This window comes from Streptomyces sp. NPDC052101, from assembly GCF_040680235.1.
GTDB lineage: Bacteria > Actinomycetota > Actinomycetes > Streptomycetales > Streptomycetaceae > Streptomyces.
The window spans coordinates 123,787-140,105 of sequence record NZ_JBFAWH010000008.1 but is presented as its reverse complement, the minus strand read 5'-3'; the positions used below and the strand labels follow the sequence as shown (position 1 = coordinate 140,105).

Genomic DNA, 16,319 nt, shown 5'->3' with positions numbered 1-16,319 from the left:
GTGACCGTTTCGCGGTCGGTGCCGTCGGGTCGGTACGATCGCCTGTGCGCGCGCTCCTGGTACGGCGCCGCACCCCACCTGCAGTCAGGAGAGACCGGTGTCAGACGTCCGTGTGATCATCCAACGCGATTCCGAGCGGGAAGAACGCGTGGTGACGACGGGCACTACGGCCGCCGACCTCTTCGCGGGCGAGCGCTCGATCATCGCCGCGCGCGTGGCCGGCGAGCTGAAGGACCTCAGCTACGAGCCGGTCGACGGTGAGGAGATCGAGGGCGTCGAGATCTCCTCCGAGGACGGCCTGAACATCCTGCGCCACTCCACCGCGCACGTCATGGCGCAGGCCGTGCAGGAGCTGTTCCCCGAGGCCAAGCTGGGCATCGGCCCGCCCGTCAAGGACGGCTTCTACTACGACTTCGACGTCGAGAAGCCGTTCACGCCCGAGGATCTCAAGGCCGTCGAGAAGAAGATGCAGGAGATCCAGAAGCGCGGGCAGCGCTTCTCCCGCCGCGTGGTCACCGACGAGACGGCCCGTGAGGAGCTGGCCTCCGAGCCGTACAAGCTGGAGCTGATCGGCCTCAAGGGCTCGGCGTCGCACGACGACGGCGCGGACGTCGAGGTCGGCGCCGGCGAGCTGACGATCTACGACAACCTGGACGCCAAGACCGGCGAGCTGTGCTGGAAGGACCTCTGCCGCGGTCCCCACCTGCCCTCGACCCGCCTGATCCCCGCGTTCAAGCTGATGCGCAACGCGGCCGCCTACTGGCGCGGCAGCGAGAAGAACCCGATGCTCCAGCGCATCTACGGCACCGCCTGGCCGTCCAAGGACGAGCTGAAGGCGTACCTGGACTTCCTCGCCGAGGCCGAGAAGCGCGACCACCGCAAGCTCGGCACCGAGCTGGACCTCTTCTCCATCCCGGAGCAGATCGGCTCCGGCCTCGCCGTCTTCCACCCCAGGGGCGGCATCGTCCGCCGGGTCATGGAGGACTACTCGCGGCGCCGCCACGAGGAAGAGGGCTACGAGTTCGTCTACACCCCGCACGCTACGAAGGGGAAGCTCTTCGAGACGTCCGGGCACCTGGACTGGTACGCCGAGGGCATGTACCCGCCCATGCAGCTCGACGAGGGCGTGGACTACTACCTCAAGCCCATGAACTGCCCGATGCACAACCTGATCTTCGACGCGCGCGGCCGCTCGTACCGTGAGTTGCCCTTGAGGCTCTTTGAGTTCGGCACGGTGTATCGCTACGAGAAGTCAGGTGTCGTGCACGGCCTGACCCGCGCCCGGGGCTTCACCCAGGACGACGCGCACATCTACTGCACCCGTGAGCAGATGTCCGACGAGCTGGACAAGACGCTCACCTTCGTCCTCGGCCTGCTGCGCGACTACGGTCTGACCGACTTCTACCTGGAGCTGTCCACCAAGGACGAGACCAAGTTCGTCGGTTCGGACGAGGTCTGGGAGGAGGCAACGGAGACCCTCCGCCAGGTCGCCGAGAAGCAGGGCCTGCCCCTCGTCCCGGACCCGGGCGGCGCCGCCTTCTACGGCCCGAAGATCTCCGTCCAGGCCAAGGACGCGATCGGCCGTACGTGGCAGATGTCGACCATCCAGCTCGACTTCAACCTGCCCGAGCGCTTCAACCTGGAGTACACCGGCCCCGACGGCTCCAAGCAGCGCCCGGTCATGATCCACCGCGCGCTGTTCGGCTCCATCGAGCGGTTCTTCGCCGTCCTCCTGGAGCACTACGCGGGCGCGTTCCCGGCGTGGCTGGCGCCGGTACAGGCGATTGGTATCCCGATCGGCGACGCGCACGTGGAGTACCTGGAGAAGTTCGCGGCGGCGGCTCGGAAGAAGGGCCTGCGCGTCGAGGTGGACTCCTCCTCGGACCGCATGCAGAAGAAGATCCGCAACGCCCAGAAGCAGAAGGTGCCCTTCATGGTCATCGCGGGCGACGAGGACATGTCGAACGGCTCGGTGTCGTTCCGCTACCGCGACGGCTCGCAGGAGAACGGCATCCCCTTCGACGAAGCCATCGCCAAGATCGCGCAGGTCGTGGCGGAGCGGGCCCAGGTCTGAGCGGCGACTACGGGCGGCCCCCGGTGAGTTCCTCTCGCCGGGGGCCCTGCCCTGTTCGGGGGCGGCAAGCCATATGCTGCCTAACATGACGACTGAGCCGGAACAGCAGATCGGAGTGGGGACGCAGGACGCGTTCCAGCGCCTGTGGACGCCCCACCGGATGGCTTACATCCAGGGCGAGAACAAGCCGACCGGCCCGGGGGCCGACGACGGCTGCCCCTTCTGCTCGATCCAGGCCAAGTCCGACGAGGACGGGCTGATCGTCAAGCGGGGCGACCTGGTGTACGTGGTGCTCAACCTTTACCCGTACAACGGCGGCCACGCCATGGTCGTGCCCTACCGGCATGTCGCGGACTACACCGAGCTGACCGGGCCGGAGACCACCGAGCTGGCCGAGCTGACCAAGCAGGCGATGACGGCCCTGCGCACCGCGTCCGGCGCGCACGGCTTCAACATCGGCATGAACCAGGGCAGCGTCGCCGGCGCCGGCATCGCCGCCCACCTTCACCAGCACATCGTCCCGCGCTGGGGCGGCGACACGAACTTCATGCCGGTCGTGGGCCACACGAAGGTGCTGCCGCAGCTGCTGGCCGACACCAGGAAGATGCTGGCGGAGGCCTGGCCGGCGTAGGGCCCCGGGTGCCCTCCGCGGAGGGCACCGCTCACGCGTCGTAGAGGTCCGCCTTCCTCGGCGTCGGGTCCTGGACCAGCCCACTGAGGATGCCCGAACGCGTGCCGAACTTCTCCGTGTCCACGCCGTGCTCCCGCAGCACCCTGATCGCCGCCGAGTGCACCACCCGCAGCACCGGCGTGGCCGCGCGCAGCGCGTCGTCGGCCATGAAGCGGTGCCGCCACGGCTGGTCGGCCCAGGCGTGCCGCAGACCGAACGGCTCGGGCAGGGCCAGTGAGCCGCCGAGCCAGTTCAGCAGCGGCGGATACCAGGTCAGCGGGGCGCGCGTGGCGAGCCGTACCACCTCGTCGGTGTCGACCAGCGGCAGCTTGACCGTACGGGTCTCCCAGGGCTTGAGGGACTTGGAGACCTCCTTGGTCGGCGCTTCCGGCTTGGATGTGAACAGGGAGTTCACCGGTCCCAGGGCATGCCCCGTCACCTCGATCCGCAGCGTCTCGTGCAGCACGGTCACCGTGATCAGCATGGTGATGACCAGCTGGCCGTCCCACAGCGTCCACTGCACGCCCAGGTAGTGCCGGTCGCCGCTGCCGAACTGCTGCTTGTTGCAGATGTCCTGTATCGCGTGCGGCTTGACCTGGAAGGCCTCGACGTCGGTGCCCTCGGGCCGGGACACCGCTGCGGCCTTCTCACCGATCGGCGTGACGATCCAGTGCTTGATGGACGGCTTGGGGAAGCCGCCGGTGTTCAGCGGGCCGCGCTCCAGCAGGGCGAGCTGGTCGTGGATCGCGCGCACCACGTCCCAGCTGCGGAAGGGGTGGATCTCCCGGGACGGGTCGGCGGGCACCAGCTCCTCGGCGAGCTGCCAGGCGCCCCAGCGGGTGCCCATGCCGAGTATGCCCTTGGGGCCGGCGTAGAAGACCGAGTTGGACTGCTGCTCGGCGGTGAGCCGGGCCAGGGACTGGCGCAGCTCCTCGGCCGCGGTCTGGTCGGGGCCCCGGGGCACGGCCTCGGGGACCTTGGCGCCGACGCTGGTGCCCGAGAGCAGGCCGTCCCAGCGGGCCCGCAGATCCTTGGCCGTACGCTCGCAGATCTGCTTGGCCCAGAACCAGCCGAGGACGGGCACGACGACGGATGCGCGCGCGTACCACCCCCAGAAGCCGCTGAACGGCATCTTGATCAGGAACAGCGCGGCGAGCACGCACACGGCGACGAGCAGGGCGGTGGCGAGCGTCCCGGCCCGTTTGTCCTCGCGCTTGGCGATGAACGCGCGCAGCTGGAAGACGAGCAGCCAGCCGATCAGCCCGGGTAGGAACAGGACACCGCACAGGGCCGTCACGGCGGCCAGGCGGTTGTCGCGCTCCCTGCGGATGTTGTTGGCCGCGAGGCAGTGCTCGACGACGAACTGGGGCTCGGAGCCGAAGGACTGGATGAGCGGCTTGCGGCCGGAAGCGAGCATCCGGGCGACCACGGCCCGCGAGAACGCCTCACCCAGGTTGGGCCGCAGCAGCTTGATCCGGCCGGCCTTGACGGTCGACTGATGCCATTCGTTGTCGGCCTTCTTGATCTCGTCGATCATGCTGTCCCGGTACGCCGCGGAGGCCAGCGCGGAGGTCGCCGCCTGGCCCTCGTCGCCCGAGACGGGCACCTGCGGCCCGTCCCACTCCGTTCCCAACGACATTCCCGCCCCCTCGGCCGCCGGCGTCGTCTCTGCGGCCTTCCCGACTTCCTGGCTCCGCACACCTGTTGAACAGGTCCGTCGCGTCGATTGCCTGTCACAACCGGACGACTGCGGCAGGACACGATCAGGTGATCAGCGTATCCGCCGCCACCGACAACCCGCGGGCGGACGGCCGAAGCCGCCCGCCCGCACCCCCGGCCGAGGCCGGTGAACTATCCGTTCTCGCCCGCCTGTTCGCGGATCCGCTCGGCGATCTGCGGCGGCATCGGCTCGTGCCGGGCGTAGGCACGGTCGAAGCGGGCCGTGCCGTGCGACAGCGAGCGCAGGTCCACGGCGTACCGGCCGATCTCGAACTCGGGGACCTCGGCCCGGATCAGGGTCCGGCCCGAGCCCACCTGCTCGGTGCCGAGCACCCGGCCGCGCCGGCTGGACAGGTCGCTCATCACCGCGCCCACATAGTCGTCGCCGACCAGCACGGACACCTCGGCCACCGGCTCCAGCAGATGGATCTTCGCGTCCGCCGCGGCCTCGCGCAGCGCGAGCGCGCCCGCGGTCTGGAAGGCGGCGTCGGAGGAGTCCACCGAGTGCGCCTTGCCGTCCAGCAGCGTGATCCGCACGTCCACCAGCGGATAGCCGGCGGCGACCCCCTTGGCGGCCTGGGCCCGTACGCCCTTCTCCACGGACGGGATGAACTGGCGCGGTACGGCGCCGCCGACCACCTTGTCCACGAACTCGATGCCCGAGCCGCCCGGCAGCGGCTCCACCTCGATCTCGCAGATGGCGTACTGGCCGTGTCCGCCGGACTGCTTCACATGCCGCCCGCGTCCGGCGGCCCTGTTGGCGAACGTCTCCCGGAGGGAGACCTTGTGCGGGACGACGTCGACCTGGACGCCGTAGCGGTTGCGCAGCCGGTCCAGGGCGACGTCCGCATGGGCCTCGCCCAGGCACCACAGGACCACCTGGTGGGTGTCCTGGTTCTGCTCCAGGCGCATCGTCGGGTCCTCGGCCACCAGCCGGGAAAGGCCCTGCGAGAGCTTGTCCTCGTCGGCCTTGCTGTGCGCGTGGATCGCGAGCGGCAGCAGCGGGTCGGGCATCCGCCAGGGCTCCATCAGGAGCGGGTCGTCCTTCGCGGAGAGCGTGTCCCCGGTCTCGGCCCGGCCGAGCTTGGCCACGCACACCAGATCGCCGGCGACGGCATGCGTCACCGGACGCTGCTGCTTGCCGAAGGGCATGGCCAGGGCGCCGACCTTCTCGTCGACGTCGTGGTCCTCGTGGCCGCGGTCGGCCAGCCCGTGCCCGGAGACGTGCACCGTCTGGTCGGGGCGCAGCGTGCCGGAGAAGAGGCGGACCAGGGAGACCCGGCCGACATAGGGGTCGGAGGCGGTCTTGACGACCTCGGCGACCAGCGGGCCGCCGGTGTCGCACGGTTTCAGCTCGCGCGGTGTGCCGTCGATGGTGGTGACCTCGGGCAGCGGATGCTCGAAGGGGGTCGGGAACCCGCCGGTGACCAGCTCCAGCAGCTCGACCGTGCCGAGCCCCTGCCGGGCGCCCTCGGCCGCGGGGGCGGCGGCCAGGACGGGGAAGAAGGAGCCGCGGGCCACCGCCCGCTCCAGGTCCTGGATCAGCGTCTTGACGTCGACCTGCTCGCCGCCGAGATAGCGGTCCATGAGGGTCTCGTCCTCGCTCTCGGCGATGATCCCCTCGATGAGCCGGTTGCGGGCCTCCTCTATGTCGGGCAGCTGGTCCTCGCCGGGCTCGGACTCCTTGCGCTCCCCGGTCGAGTAGTCGAACAGCTTCTGCGACAGCAGCCCGACCAGCCCCGTAACGGACGCGTGCCCGTCCGGGCCCTCAGGGCCGCGCAGCGGCAGATACAGCGGCAGCACCGCGTCGGGGTCGTCGCCGCCGAACGCCTCCGCGCAACGGCGGGTCATCTCCTCGAAGTCCGCGCGCGCGGCCTCCAGATGCGTGACCACGATCGCGCGCGGCATACCGACGGCCGCGCACTCCTCCCAGACCATCCTGGTCGAACCGTCCACGCCGTCCGAGGCCGAGACGACGAAGAGGGCCGCGTCCGCGGCGCGCAGACCGGCCCTCAGCTCCCCGACGAAGTCGGCGTATCCGGGGGTGTCGAGGAGATTGATCTTGATGCCGTCCCATGCGACCGGCACCAGGGAGAGCTGTACGGAGCGCTGCTGCCGGTGTTCGATCTCGTCGTAGTCGGAGACCGTGCCGCCGTCCTCCACACGGCCCGCCCGGTTCACCGCCCCCGCACTCAGCGCGAGGGCCTCCACCAGAGTCGTCTTGCCCGAACCGGAGTGGCCGACCAGTACCACGTTCCGTACGGACGCGGGCTGGTCGGCCTCCAGAGCCCTGCCGGCGGCCCCGGGGTGGTGTGCTTGTGTCTTGTCGCCCATGATCCTGCCTCCCGTGCACGGTGAGGTCACTGTGGGCGCGGACGCGCGGGACCCGCGTGCACTGGCGGCTCCGGCGACGCCCGCGGTTATTCGAGCTTTCCACTCCCGTCACGTGGCGTCCATACGAACGACAGCCACGGACGCCGCGCGCGCCCCGCGCACGGCGGCGCACACGTTTCAAGCCACGGGCTGTGGGTGCCCGCCCGTCACGCACACGCGCGCGTGGCTACGATGGGCCAGCCGGCGGCCACCAGGGCCGCGGCGACACCGACCCTCGGGAAGGCCATGCTGAACAAGTACGCGCGTGCATTCTTCACGCGTGTCCTCACGCCGTTCGCCGCGTTTCTCATCCGGCGGGGGGTGAGCCCCGACACGGTCACGCTCATCGGCACGGCCGGTGTGGTCGCGGGCGCGCTGGTCTTCTACCCCCGGGGCGAGTTCTTCTGGGGCACGGTCGTGATCACTCTGTTCGTCTTCTCCGACCTGGTCGACGGCAACATGGCCCGCCAGCTGGGCCGCTCCAGCCGCTGGGGCGCCTTCCTGGACTCCACCCTGGACCGGGTCGCCGACGGCGCGATCTTCGGCGGCTTCGCGCTCTGGTACGCGGGCCACGGGGACAACAACGTCCTGTGCGCCGTCTCGATCTTCTGCCTGGCCAGTGGCCAGGTGGTGTCGTACACCAAGGCGCGCGGCGAGTCGATCGGGCTGCCGGTCGCCGTCAACGGCCTCGTCGAACGGGCCGAGCGGCTGGTGATCTCGCTGGTCGCGGCCGGTTTCGCGGGCCTGCACAAGTTCGGTGTGCCGGGCATCCAGTGGCTGCTGCCGATCGCCCTGTGGATCGTCGCCGCCGGCAGCCTCGTCACGCTGATCCAGCGCGTCGTCACCGTCCGCCGTGAATCCGCCGAGGCGGAGGCCGCGGCCCGGCAGAGTCCGAGCGAGGCCGCGAAGTGAGCGCCGTCGAACGGCTCACCGACGGGCTGTACGGCCTCGGCTGGAGCACCGTCAAGAAGCTTCCCGAGCCCGTCGCGGTCCGTCTCGGGCGGACCATCGCCGACCTGGCCTGGAAGCAGCGCGGCAAGGGCGTGCTGCGCCTGGAGGCCAACTACGCGCGCGTGGTGCCCGGCGCCGGCCCCGAGCGGCTCGCCGAGCTGTCGCGCGCGGGCATGCGCTCCTACCTGCGCTACTGGATGGAGTCCTTCCGGCTGCCGGCCTGGAGCCGCGAGCGCGTGAAGACCGGCTTCGACCCCAAGGACATCCACTACCTCACCGACGGACTCGCCTCCGGCCAGGGCGTGATCCTCGCCCTGCCGCACATGGCCAACTACGACCTGGCCGGCGCCTGGGTCACCACCAAGCTCGCGACGCCGTTCACGACGGTCGCCGAGCGGCTGAAGCCCGAGACGCTGTACGACCGTTTCGTCGCCTACCGCGAGGGCCTCGGCATGGAGGTCCTGCCGCACAGCGGCGGCTCCGCCTTCGGCACCCTGGCGCGGCGGCTGCGCGACGGCGGCCTGGTCTGCCTGGTCGCCGACCGCGACCTGTCCGCCTCCGGCGTCGAGGTCGACTTCTTCGGCGAGCGGACCCGGATGCCCGCGGGCCCGGCCCTGCTCGCCCAGCAGACCGGCGCGCTGCTGCTCCCGGTCACGCTCTGGTACGACGACTCGCCGGTCATGCAGGGCCAGGTGCATGCCCCGATCGAGGTACCGGAGTCAGGCACCCGGGCCGAGAAGGCGTCCGTCATGACACAGGCGCTGGCCGACACCTTCGCCACCGGGATCGCCGAGCATCCGGAGGACTGGCACATGCTGCAGCGCCTGTGGCTGGCGGACCTCGACCCCGCGAAGGGACCGTCGTGAGGATCGGCATCGTCTGCCCGTACTCCTGGGACGTGCCGGGCGGCGTCCAGTTCCACATCCGCGACCTCGCCGAGTACTTCATCCGCCACGGCCACGACGTCTCCGTCCTGGCCCCCGCCGACGACGACACGCCGCTGCCGCCGTACGTCGTCTCGGCTGGCCGCGCGGTCCCGGTGCCCTACAACGGCTCGGTGGCCCGGCTGAACTTCGGCTTCCTGTCGGCCGCGCGGGTACGGCGCTGGCTGCACGAGGGCGCCTTCGACGTGGTCCACATCCACGAGCCGACCTCGCCCTCGCTGGGCCTGCTGACCTGCTGGGCGGCGTCCGGCCCGATCGTGGCCACCTTCCACACCTCCAACCCCCGCTCGCGCGCGATGATCGCCGCGTACGCGATCCTGCAGGCCGCCCTGGAGAAGATCAGCGCCCGGATCGCGGTCAGCGAGTACGCCCGCCGCACGCTGGTCGAGCACCTCGGCGGGGACGCGGTGGTCATCCCCAACGGCGTCGACGTGGACTTCTTCGCCAAGGCCGAGCCGAAACCGGAGTGGCAGGGCGACAGCATCGGCTTCATCGGCCGTATCGACGAACCCCGCAAGGGCCTGCCGGTCCTGATGGCGGCCCTGCCGAAGATCCTCGCCGTCCGCCCGCAGACCCGGCTGCTGGTCGCGGGCCGCGGCGACGAGGAGGCCGCCGTCGAGGACCTGCCGAAGGAGCTGCGCTCGCGCGTGGAGTTCCTCGGCATGATCAGCGACGAGGACAAGGCGCGCCTCCTGCGCAGCGTCGACCTGTACGTCGCGCCCAACACCGGCGGCGAGAGCTTCGGCATCATCCTGGTCGAGGCGATGTCGGCGGGCGCGCCCGTGCTCGCCTCCGACCTGGACGCCTTTGTGCAGGTCCTCGACCAGGGTGAGGCGGGCGAGGTCTTCGCCAACGAGAACGCCGACGCGCTCGCCGAGGCGGCCGTACGACTGCTGGAGGACCCGGCGCGCCGCGCCGAGCTGTGCGAACGCGGCAGTGCCCATGTGCGGCGCTTCGACTGGTCGACGGTCGGCGCGGACATCCTGTCCGTCTACGAGACGGTGACGGCCGGCGCCGCGGCGGTCGCGACGGACGAGCGCACGTCAGGACTGCGGGCGCGATTCGGACTGGCCCGCGACTGAGGGACCGCGAGCGGGCCGGGGTGTGCGCCGGGGCTTTTGGCCGGCCGGGTGTGTGGCTGGGCGGGGTCGGGCGGCGGTCGGGGGCCTGAGGGGGTTGCGGTGATGGTTCGGTCTGGTGTGGGGCTGAGGGGCGGTGTGCGGGGGTAATTGGCCGGCTGGGTGTGTGGCTGGGCGGCACCGGGGTCGGGTGGCGGTCCGGGGCTTGAGCGGGTTGCGCGGGCGGTCAGGGGCGGTGGCGTGGACGGTCAGGCACGGTGGGGACCGGCGGGCCGTGAGGGTGGACGGAGCGTGCCGATAGCCTTCGGCCGTGACCGCAACCCTGATCTGGATCCTCGTCGCACTCGTCGCGATCGGCGTGTACCTGAGCTGGACGGCCGGGCGGCTGGACCGGCTGCACGTGCGGATGGACGCCGCGCGGGCCGCGCTCGACGCGCAGCTGCTGCGCCGGGCCTCCGTCGCACAGGAACTCGCGACCTCCGGAGTACTGGACCCGGCCGCCTCGATCGTGCTGTACGAGGCGGCGCACGCGGCCCGGCAGGCCGAGGAGGAGCAGCGGGAGGTCGCCGAGAGCGAGCTGAGCCAGGCGCTGCGCGCGGTGTTCGAGGACGCGGCCCAGGTGGAGGCCGTACGGGAGGCCCCGGGCGGTGAGGCGGCGGCCCGTGAGCTGGCCGAGGCGGTCCGCCGGGTTCCGATGGCCCGCCGCTTCCACAACGACGCCGTGGGAGCCGCCCGCAGGCTGCGCGAGCACCGCAAGGTCCGCTGGTTCCGGCTGGCCGGCCACGCCCCGTTCCCGCTGGCCGTGGAGATGGACGACGAGCCCCCGGCGGCCCTGGTGGAACGCGTTTCCTGAACGCATGCCGACGCCTCTGTGAGCGAAAAGGATCCACCAGCTTGCCATTGGCCCTTGCTGTGGCCTGGTCTACTCGCGTTTCCTCGTCCGTGCAGAAGCCCTCTTTCACATCAGCGAGGTCACCCGTGTCCACCACCGAGAACCAGGCTCCCGAGACCGGCACCGCCCGCGTGAAGCGCGGTATGGCGGAGCAGCTCAAGGGCGGCGTGATCATGGACGTCGTCACGCCGGAGCAGGCGAAGATCGCCGAGGACGCGGGCGCCGTCGCCGTCATGGCCCTGGAGCGGGTCCCGGCCGACATCCGCAAGGACGGCGGCGTGGCCCGCATGTCCGACCCGGACATGATCGAGGGCATCATCGACGCCGTCTCGATCCCGGTCATGGCCAAGTCCCGCATCGGCCACTTCGTCGAGGCCCAGGTGCTGCAGTCCCTCGGCGTCGACTACATCGACGAGTCCGAGGTCCTCACCCCGGCCGACGAGGTCAACCACTCCGACAAGTGGGCCTTCACCACCCCGTTCGTGTGTGGCGCCACCAACCTGGGCGAGGCCCTGCGCCGTATCGCCGAGGGCGCCGCGATGATCCGCTCCAAGGGCGAGGCCGGCACCGGCAACGTCGTCGAGGCCGTCCGCCACCTGCGCCAGATCAAGGGCGAGATCGCCAAGCTGCGCGGCTGCGACAACAACGAGATCTACGCCGCCGCCAAGGAGCTGCGCGCCCCGTTCGAGCTGGTCAAGGAGGTCGCCGAGCTGGGCAAGCTGCCGGTCGTGCTGTTCTCCGCCGGCGGCGTGGCCACCCCGGCCGACGCGGCCCTGATGCGCCAGCTCGGCGCCGAGGGCGTGTTCGTCGGCTCCGGCATCTTCAAGTCCGGCGACCCGGCCAAGCGCGCCGCCGCCATCGTGAAGGCCACCACCTTCTACGACGACCCGAAGATCATCGCGGACGCGTCCCGCAACCTCGGCGAGGCCATGGTCGGCATCAACTGCGACACCCTCCCCGAGGCCGAGCGCTACGCGAACCGCGGCTGGTAAGCACAGGTAACCCGAGCCCCATGAACACTCCTGTCATAGGCGTCCTGGCCCTCCAGGGCGACGTACGGGAGCACCTCATCGCCCTGGCCGCGGCTGACGCCGTGGCCAGGCCGGTCAGGCGCCCCGAGGAACTCGCCGAGGTCGACGGCCTCGTCCTGCCCGGCGGCGAGTCCACCACCATCTCCAAGCTGGCCATCCTGTTCGGCGTGATGGAGCCCCTCCGCGCGCGCGTGCAGGACGGAATGCCCGTCTACGGCACCTGTGCCGGCATGATCATGCTCGCCGACAAGATCCTCGACCCGCGCTCGGGCCAGGAGACGATCGGCGGCATCGACATGATCGTGCGCCGCAACGCCTTCGGCCGGCAGAACGAGTCGTTCGAGGCCGCGGTCGACGTGAAGGGCATCCCGGGCGATCCTGTGGAGGGCGTCTTCATTCGCGCCCCCTGGGTGGAGTCCGTGGGCGCCGCGACCGAGGTGATCGCCGAGCACGACGGTCACATCGTCGCCGTCCGCCAGGGCAACGCGCTCGCCACGTCGTTCCACCCGGAGCTGACCGGCGACCACCGCGTGCACTCCCTGTTCGTCGACATGGTGCGCGCCAACCGGACACCCGAGTCCTTGTAGGATCTCTGGCGTTCATTCATAGATGGGTTACGCGAAGGAGACAGGCAGATGTCCGGCCACTCTAAATGGGCCACGACGAAGCACAAGAAGGCCGTGATCGACGCCAAGCGCGGCAAGCTCTTCGCGAAGCTGATCAAGAACATCGAGGTCGCGGCGCGCATGGGCGGCGTCGACCTCGACGGCAACCCGACGCTGTACGACGCGGTCCAGAAGGCCAAGAAGCAGTCGGTCCCGAACAAGAACATCGACTCCGCGATCAAGCGCGGCGGCGGCCTCGAAGCCGGCGGCGCCGACTACGAGACGATCATGTACGAGGGCTACGGCCCGAGCGGCGTCGCGGTGCTCATCGAGTGCCTCACCGACAACCGCAACCGCGCCGCCTCCGACGTCCGCGTCGCCATGACCCGCAACGGCGGCAACATGGCCGACCCTGGTTCGGTGTCGTACATGTTCACCCGCAAGGGCGTCGTCATCGTCCCCAAGGGTGAGCTGTCCGAGGACGACGTGCTCGGCGCGGTCCTGGACGCGGGCGCCGAGGAGGTCAACGACCTCGGCGAGACCTTCGAGGTCATCAGCGAGGCCACCGACCTGGTCGCGGTCCGCACCGCCCTCCAGGAGGCCGGCATCGACTACGACTCCGCCGAGTCCAGCTTCGTGCCGTCCGTCCAGGTAGAGCTGGACGAGGAGGGCGCCAAGAAGATCTTCAAGCTGATCGACGCCCTGGAGGACAGCGACGACGTGCAGAACGTCTTCGCGAACTTCGACGTGGCTGACGAGATCATGGCTGCCATCGACTGACACGGCGGCAAGGCGCTCGGCCGCACGGCCGGGCGAGGGTCGCAAACGACGTCAGCGACGAAGTCATGGCGAAGGCTGGCGCGTGACGCCGGGCGGGCCGACGGGACACACCCCGTCGGCCCGTCGCTTTGTCAGTGGCACCCGATAGCCTGCACGAACAGGCGATCGGCAAGCGGTCGGAGGGGAGGGGCGCGTGCGCGTACTGGGGGTGGACCCGGGGCTGACCCGGTGTGGTGTCGGGGTCGTCGAGGGGGTCGCGGGCCGGCCGCTCACGATGCTCGGCGTCGGTGTCGTCCGCACGGCCGTGGACGCCGACCTCAGCCACCGCCTCCTCGCCGTCGAGCAGGGCATCGAGCAGTGGCTGGACGAGCACCGGCCCGAGGTCGTCGCCGTCGAGCGCGTCTTCAGCCAGCACAATGTGCGTACGGTGATGGGCACCGCCCAGGCCAGCGCCGTGGCCATGCTGTGCGCCGCCCGACGCGGCATCCCCGTCGCCCTGCACACCCCGAGCGAGGTCAAGGCGGCCGTCACCGGCACCGGACGCGCCGACAAGGCACAGGTCGGCGCCATGGTCACCCGGCTGCTGCGACTCTCCGCGCCGCCCCGGCCCGCCGACGCCGCCGACGCCCTCGCGCTCGCCATCTGCCACATCTGGCGCGCCCCCGCCCAGAACCGACTCCAGCAGGCGGTCGCCCGCCACACAGTCAACGCAACGAAAGGCCGTACGGCATGATCGCCTTCGTCAGCGGCACGGTCGCCGCGCTCGCTCCCGACGCCGCGGTCGTCGAGGTCGGCGGCGTCGGCATGGCCGTCCAGTGCACGCCGAACACGCTGTCCACGCTCCGTATGGGCCAGCCGGCCAAGCTGCACACCTCGCTCGTCGTCCGCGAGGACTCGCTGACCCTCTACGGCTTCGCCGACGACGACGAGCGCCAGGTCTTCGAGCTGCTGCAGACCGCGAGCGGCGTCGGCCCGCGCCTGGCCCAGGCCATGCTCGCCGTGCACACCCCGGACGCACTGCGCCGCGCCGTCGCCACCGGCGACGAGAAGGCGCTCACCGCCGTCCCCGGCATCGGCAAGAAGGGCGCGCAGAAGCTGCTGCTGGAGCTGAAGGACCGGCTCGGCGAGCCCATCGGGACGGCCCCCGCGATCGGGGCACCGGTCACCCAGGGCTGGCGCGACCAGCTGCACGCCGCCCTGATCGGCCTCGGCTACGCGACCCGCGAGGCCGACGAGGCGGTGGCCGCCGTAGCCCCGCAGGCCGAAGCAGCAGGAGGCACCCCGCAGGTGGGCCAGCTCCTGAAGGCGGCCCTGCAGACCCTGAACCGCGCCCGCTGACAGCCCCCGAACCCGCGCCCCCACGAGATCCGAGGCACACTCCATGAACTGGGACGACACGACCGACACCCCCGCCGCCGAGCGGCTGGTGGGCTCTGTCGCCGACCGTGAGGACCAGGCCGTCGAGGCCGCCCTGCGCCCCAAGGACCTCGGCGAGTTCATCGGCCAGGAGAAGGTCCGCGAACAGCTCGACCTCGTCCTGCGGGCCGCACGCGCGCGTGGCGCCACCGCCGACCATGTGCTGCTCTCCGGCGCGCCCGGCCTCGGCAAGACCACCCTGTCGATGATCATCGCGGCCGAGATGGGCGCCCCCATCCGCATCACCTCGGGCCCCGCCATCCAGCACGCCGGCGACCTCGCCGCGATCCTCTCCTCCCTCCAGGAGGGCGAGGTCCTCTTCCTCGACGAGATCCACCGCATGTCCCGGCCCGCCGAGGAGATGCTGTACATGGCGATGGAGGACTTCCGCGTCGACGTCATCGTCGGCAAGGGCCCCGGCGCCACCGCCATCCCGCTCGAACTGCCCCCCTTCACCCTGGTCGGCGCGACCACGCGCGCAGGCCTGCTGCCGCCCCCGCTGCGCGACCGCTTCGGCTTCACCGCGCACATGGAGTTCTACGAGCCGCGCGAGCTGGAGCGCGTCGTGCACCGCTCGGCGCATCTGCTGGACGTGGGGATCGATGCGGACGGCGCCGCCGAGATCGCCGGCCGCTCCCGCGGCACGCCCCGTATCGCCAACCGCCTGCTGCGCCGCGTCCGCGACTATGCGCAGGTCAAGGCGGACGGCCTGATCACCCGCGAGATCGCCGCGGCCGCCCTCGCCGTCTACGAGGTCGACGCGCGCGGTCTCGACCGCCTCGACCGCGCCGTCCTGGAAGCCCTGCTGAAGCTGTTCGGCGGCGGCCCGGTCGGCCTGTCCACGCTCGCGGTCGCGGTGGGGGAGGAGCGCGAGACCGTCGAAGAGGTCGCCGAACCGTTCCTCGTCCGGGAGGGCCTGCTCGCCCGCACCCCGCGCGGCCGCGTCGCCACTCCCGCAGCTTGGGCGCACCTCGGCCTGACCCCGCCGCGCCCGGCCACCGGGGGAAGCGGACAACAGGACCTGTTCGGAACCTGAGGGCGCCGAGATGTTCGAGATGTTTCTGTGACGGCCAGGGCATTGGCTCGAGCAGGAACCCAGGTGCCATGCTGAGCGTTGTTCCATGCGCGCGGACTCGCTTAGACTCCGCCGATGCCGCCTTTGCGGGCGGTGCCGACCAGCCCCCATCCAACAGGCCGCTCACCCGCGCGGTCGCGCGAAGGAAATTCCGTCCCGTGAATGCCTATACCCTTCTCCCGTTCATCGTGCTCATCGCGGCCATGTTCCTGATGACACGTTCGGCCAAGAAGAAGCAGCAGCAGGCCGCCAACATGCGGAACGAGATGCAGCCCGGCTCCGGTGTCCGCACGATCGGGGGGATGTACGCGACGGTCAAGGAGGTGGGCGAGGACACGGTCCTCCTCGACGCAGGCCCGGGCGTCGAGCTCCTCTTCGCCAAGAACGCGATCGGCGCCGTCCTCACCGACGATGAGTACAACCGCATCGTCCACGGCATCGAGCACGACCTGAAGTCCGACGCCGACACCGTCCCGGACGACGCTTCCTCCCTCACCGAGACCGACGAGTCCGACTCGCCCGCTGCCGCCGCCTCCGACGACAAGGCCGTCGACCTCGGTAAGAAGGACGCCGACGAGGACGGCGCCGAGGCCGCCGAGGCCAAGGCGGGCGACGAGCCGAAGAAGACCGACGGCGACTCCGACGCGAAGTAGTCACGCCCCGGTGGTGCGCCGCGCGGCATAATCACGCCCCGCGCACCACCGGGCGTC

At 70.8% G+C, this 16,319-nt stretch carries 15 protein-coding genes; 13 read left to right on the top strand and 2 right to left on the bottom strand.

All coding sequences use genetic code 11. From position 1 onward, the window contains the following. The first annotated feature begins 97 nt into the window (after positions 1-97). Positions 98-2,074, top strand: coding sequence for a threonine--tRNA ligase (gene thrS, locus AB0L75_RS16885; RefSeq protein WP_365181454.1), 1,977 nt, complete (start codon positions 98-100; stop codon positions 2,072-2,074). A 73-nt stretch (positions 2,075-2,147) separates the two neighbouring features. Next, the gene (locus AB0L75_RS16880; protein WP_365181452.1) at positions 2,148-2,705 is read left to right on the top strand and encodes an HIT domain-containing protein; all 558 of its coding nucleotides are present in this window, start codon (positions 2,148-2,150) and stop codon (positions 2,703-2,705) included. A gap of 31 nt (positions 2,706-2,736) precedes the next feature. Here AB0L75_RS16880 and AB0L75_RS16875 read toward each other — a convergent pair whose 3' ends face one another. Beyond that, complete coding sequence (locus AB0L75_RS16875) at positions 2,737-4,383, bottom strand: hypothetical protein (protein WP_365181450.1); 1,647 nt, start codon at positions 4,381-4,383, stop codon at positions 2,737-2,739. 212 nt (positions 4,384-4,595) lie between these two features. Then, entirely contained in the window at positions 4,596-6,797 is a 2,202-nt protein-coding gene (locus AB0L75_RS16870; RefSeq protein WP_365181448.1) for an elongation factor G-like protein EF-G2, read from the bottom strand. A gap of 231 nt (positions 6,798-7,028) precedes the next feature. On the opposite strand from AB0L75_RS16870, the gene pgsA reads away from it, so the two are divergent. From pgsA to yajC, 11 genes are all read left to right on the top strand, one after another. Further along, on the top strand, positions 7,029-7,748 hold the full coding sequence (gene pgsA, locus AB0L75_RS16865; protein WP_365181719.1) for a phosphatidylinositol phosphate synthase: 720 nt from the start codon (positions 7,029-7,031) through the stop codon (positions 7,746-7,748). Beyond that, positions 7,745-8,653 (top strand): phosphatidylinositol mannoside acyltransferase, encoded by a 909-nt coding sequence (locus AB0L75_RS16860; RefSeq protein WP_365181446.1) that lies wholly within the window; start codon positions 7,745-7,747, stop codon positions 8,651-8,653. Before pgsA ends, AB0L75_RS16860 begins: the two co-directional genes overlap by 4 nt. Next, positions 8,650-9,813, top strand: coding sequence for a glycosyltransferase family 4 protein (locus AB0L75_RS16855; RefSeq protein WP_365181444.1), 1,164 nt, complete (start codon positions 8,650-8,652; stop codon positions 9,811-9,813). The genes AB0L75_RS16860 and AB0L75_RS16855 overlap by 4 nt, the downstream gene beginning before the upstream one ends. Before the next feature lie 307 nt (positions 9,814-10,120). Continuing rightward, on the top strand, positions 10,121-10,663 hold the full coding sequence (locus AB0L75_RS16850) for a hypothetical protein (protein ID WP_365181442.1): 543 nt from the start codon (positions 10,121-10,123) through the stop codon (positions 10,661-10,663). Positions 10,664-10,788: 125 nt separating this feature from the next. Then, positions 10,789-11,694: a pyridoxal 5'-phosphate synthase lyase subunit PdxS gene (gene pdxS / locus AB0L75_RS16845; RefSeq protein ID WP_071378264.1), complete on the top strand. Its 906-nt coding sequence runs from the start codon at positions 10,789-10,791 to the stop codon at positions 11,692-11,694. A 20-nt stretch (positions 11,695-11,714) separates the two neighbouring features. Further along, entirely contained in the window at positions 11,715-12,320 is a 606-nt protein-coding gene (gene pdxT, locus AB0L75_RS16840; RefSeq protein WP_365181440.1) for a pyridoxal 5'-phosphate synthase glutaminase subunit PdxT, read from the top strand. Positions 12,321-12,368: 48 nt separating this feature from the next. Further along, a complete protein-coding gene (locus tag AB0L75_RS16835; RefSeq protein ID WP_365181438.1) occupies positions 12,369-13,118 on the top strand; it encodes a YebC/PmpR family DNA-binding transcriptional regulator in 750 nt (249 codons plus the stop codon). A gap of 193 nt (positions 13,119-13,311) precedes the next feature. Continuing rightward, entirely contained in the window at positions 13,312-13,851 is a 540-nt protein-coding gene (gene ruvC / locus AB0L75_RS16830; RefSeq protein ID WP_365181436.1) for a crossover junction endodeoxyribonuclease RuvC, read from the top strand. Continuing rightward, on the top strand, positions 13,848-14,456 hold the full coding sequence (gene ruvA / locus AB0L75_RS16825) for a Holliday junction branch migration protein RuvA (RefSeq protein ID WP_365181434.1): 609 nt from the start codon (positions 13,848-13,850) through the stop codon (positions 14,454-14,456). Before ruvC ends, ruvA begins: the two co-directional genes overlap by 4 nt. Positions 14,457-14,499: 43 nt before the next feature. Next, positions 14,500-15,570 (top strand): Holliday junction branch migration DNA helicase RuvB, encoded by a 1,071-nt coding sequence (gene ruvB, locus AB0L75_RS16820; RefSeq protein ID WP_365181432.1) that lies wholly within the window; start codon positions 14,500-14,502, stop codon positions 15,568-15,570. A gap of 197 nt (positions 15,571-15,767) precedes the next feature. Further along, positions 15,768-16,262, top strand: a complete 495-nt coding sequence (yajC, locus tag AB0L75_RS16815; RefSeq protein WP_365181430.1) for a preprotein translocase subunit YajC — start codon at positions 15,768-15,770, stop codon at positions 16,260-16,262. Positions 16,263-16,319 lie beyond the last annotated feature (57 nt).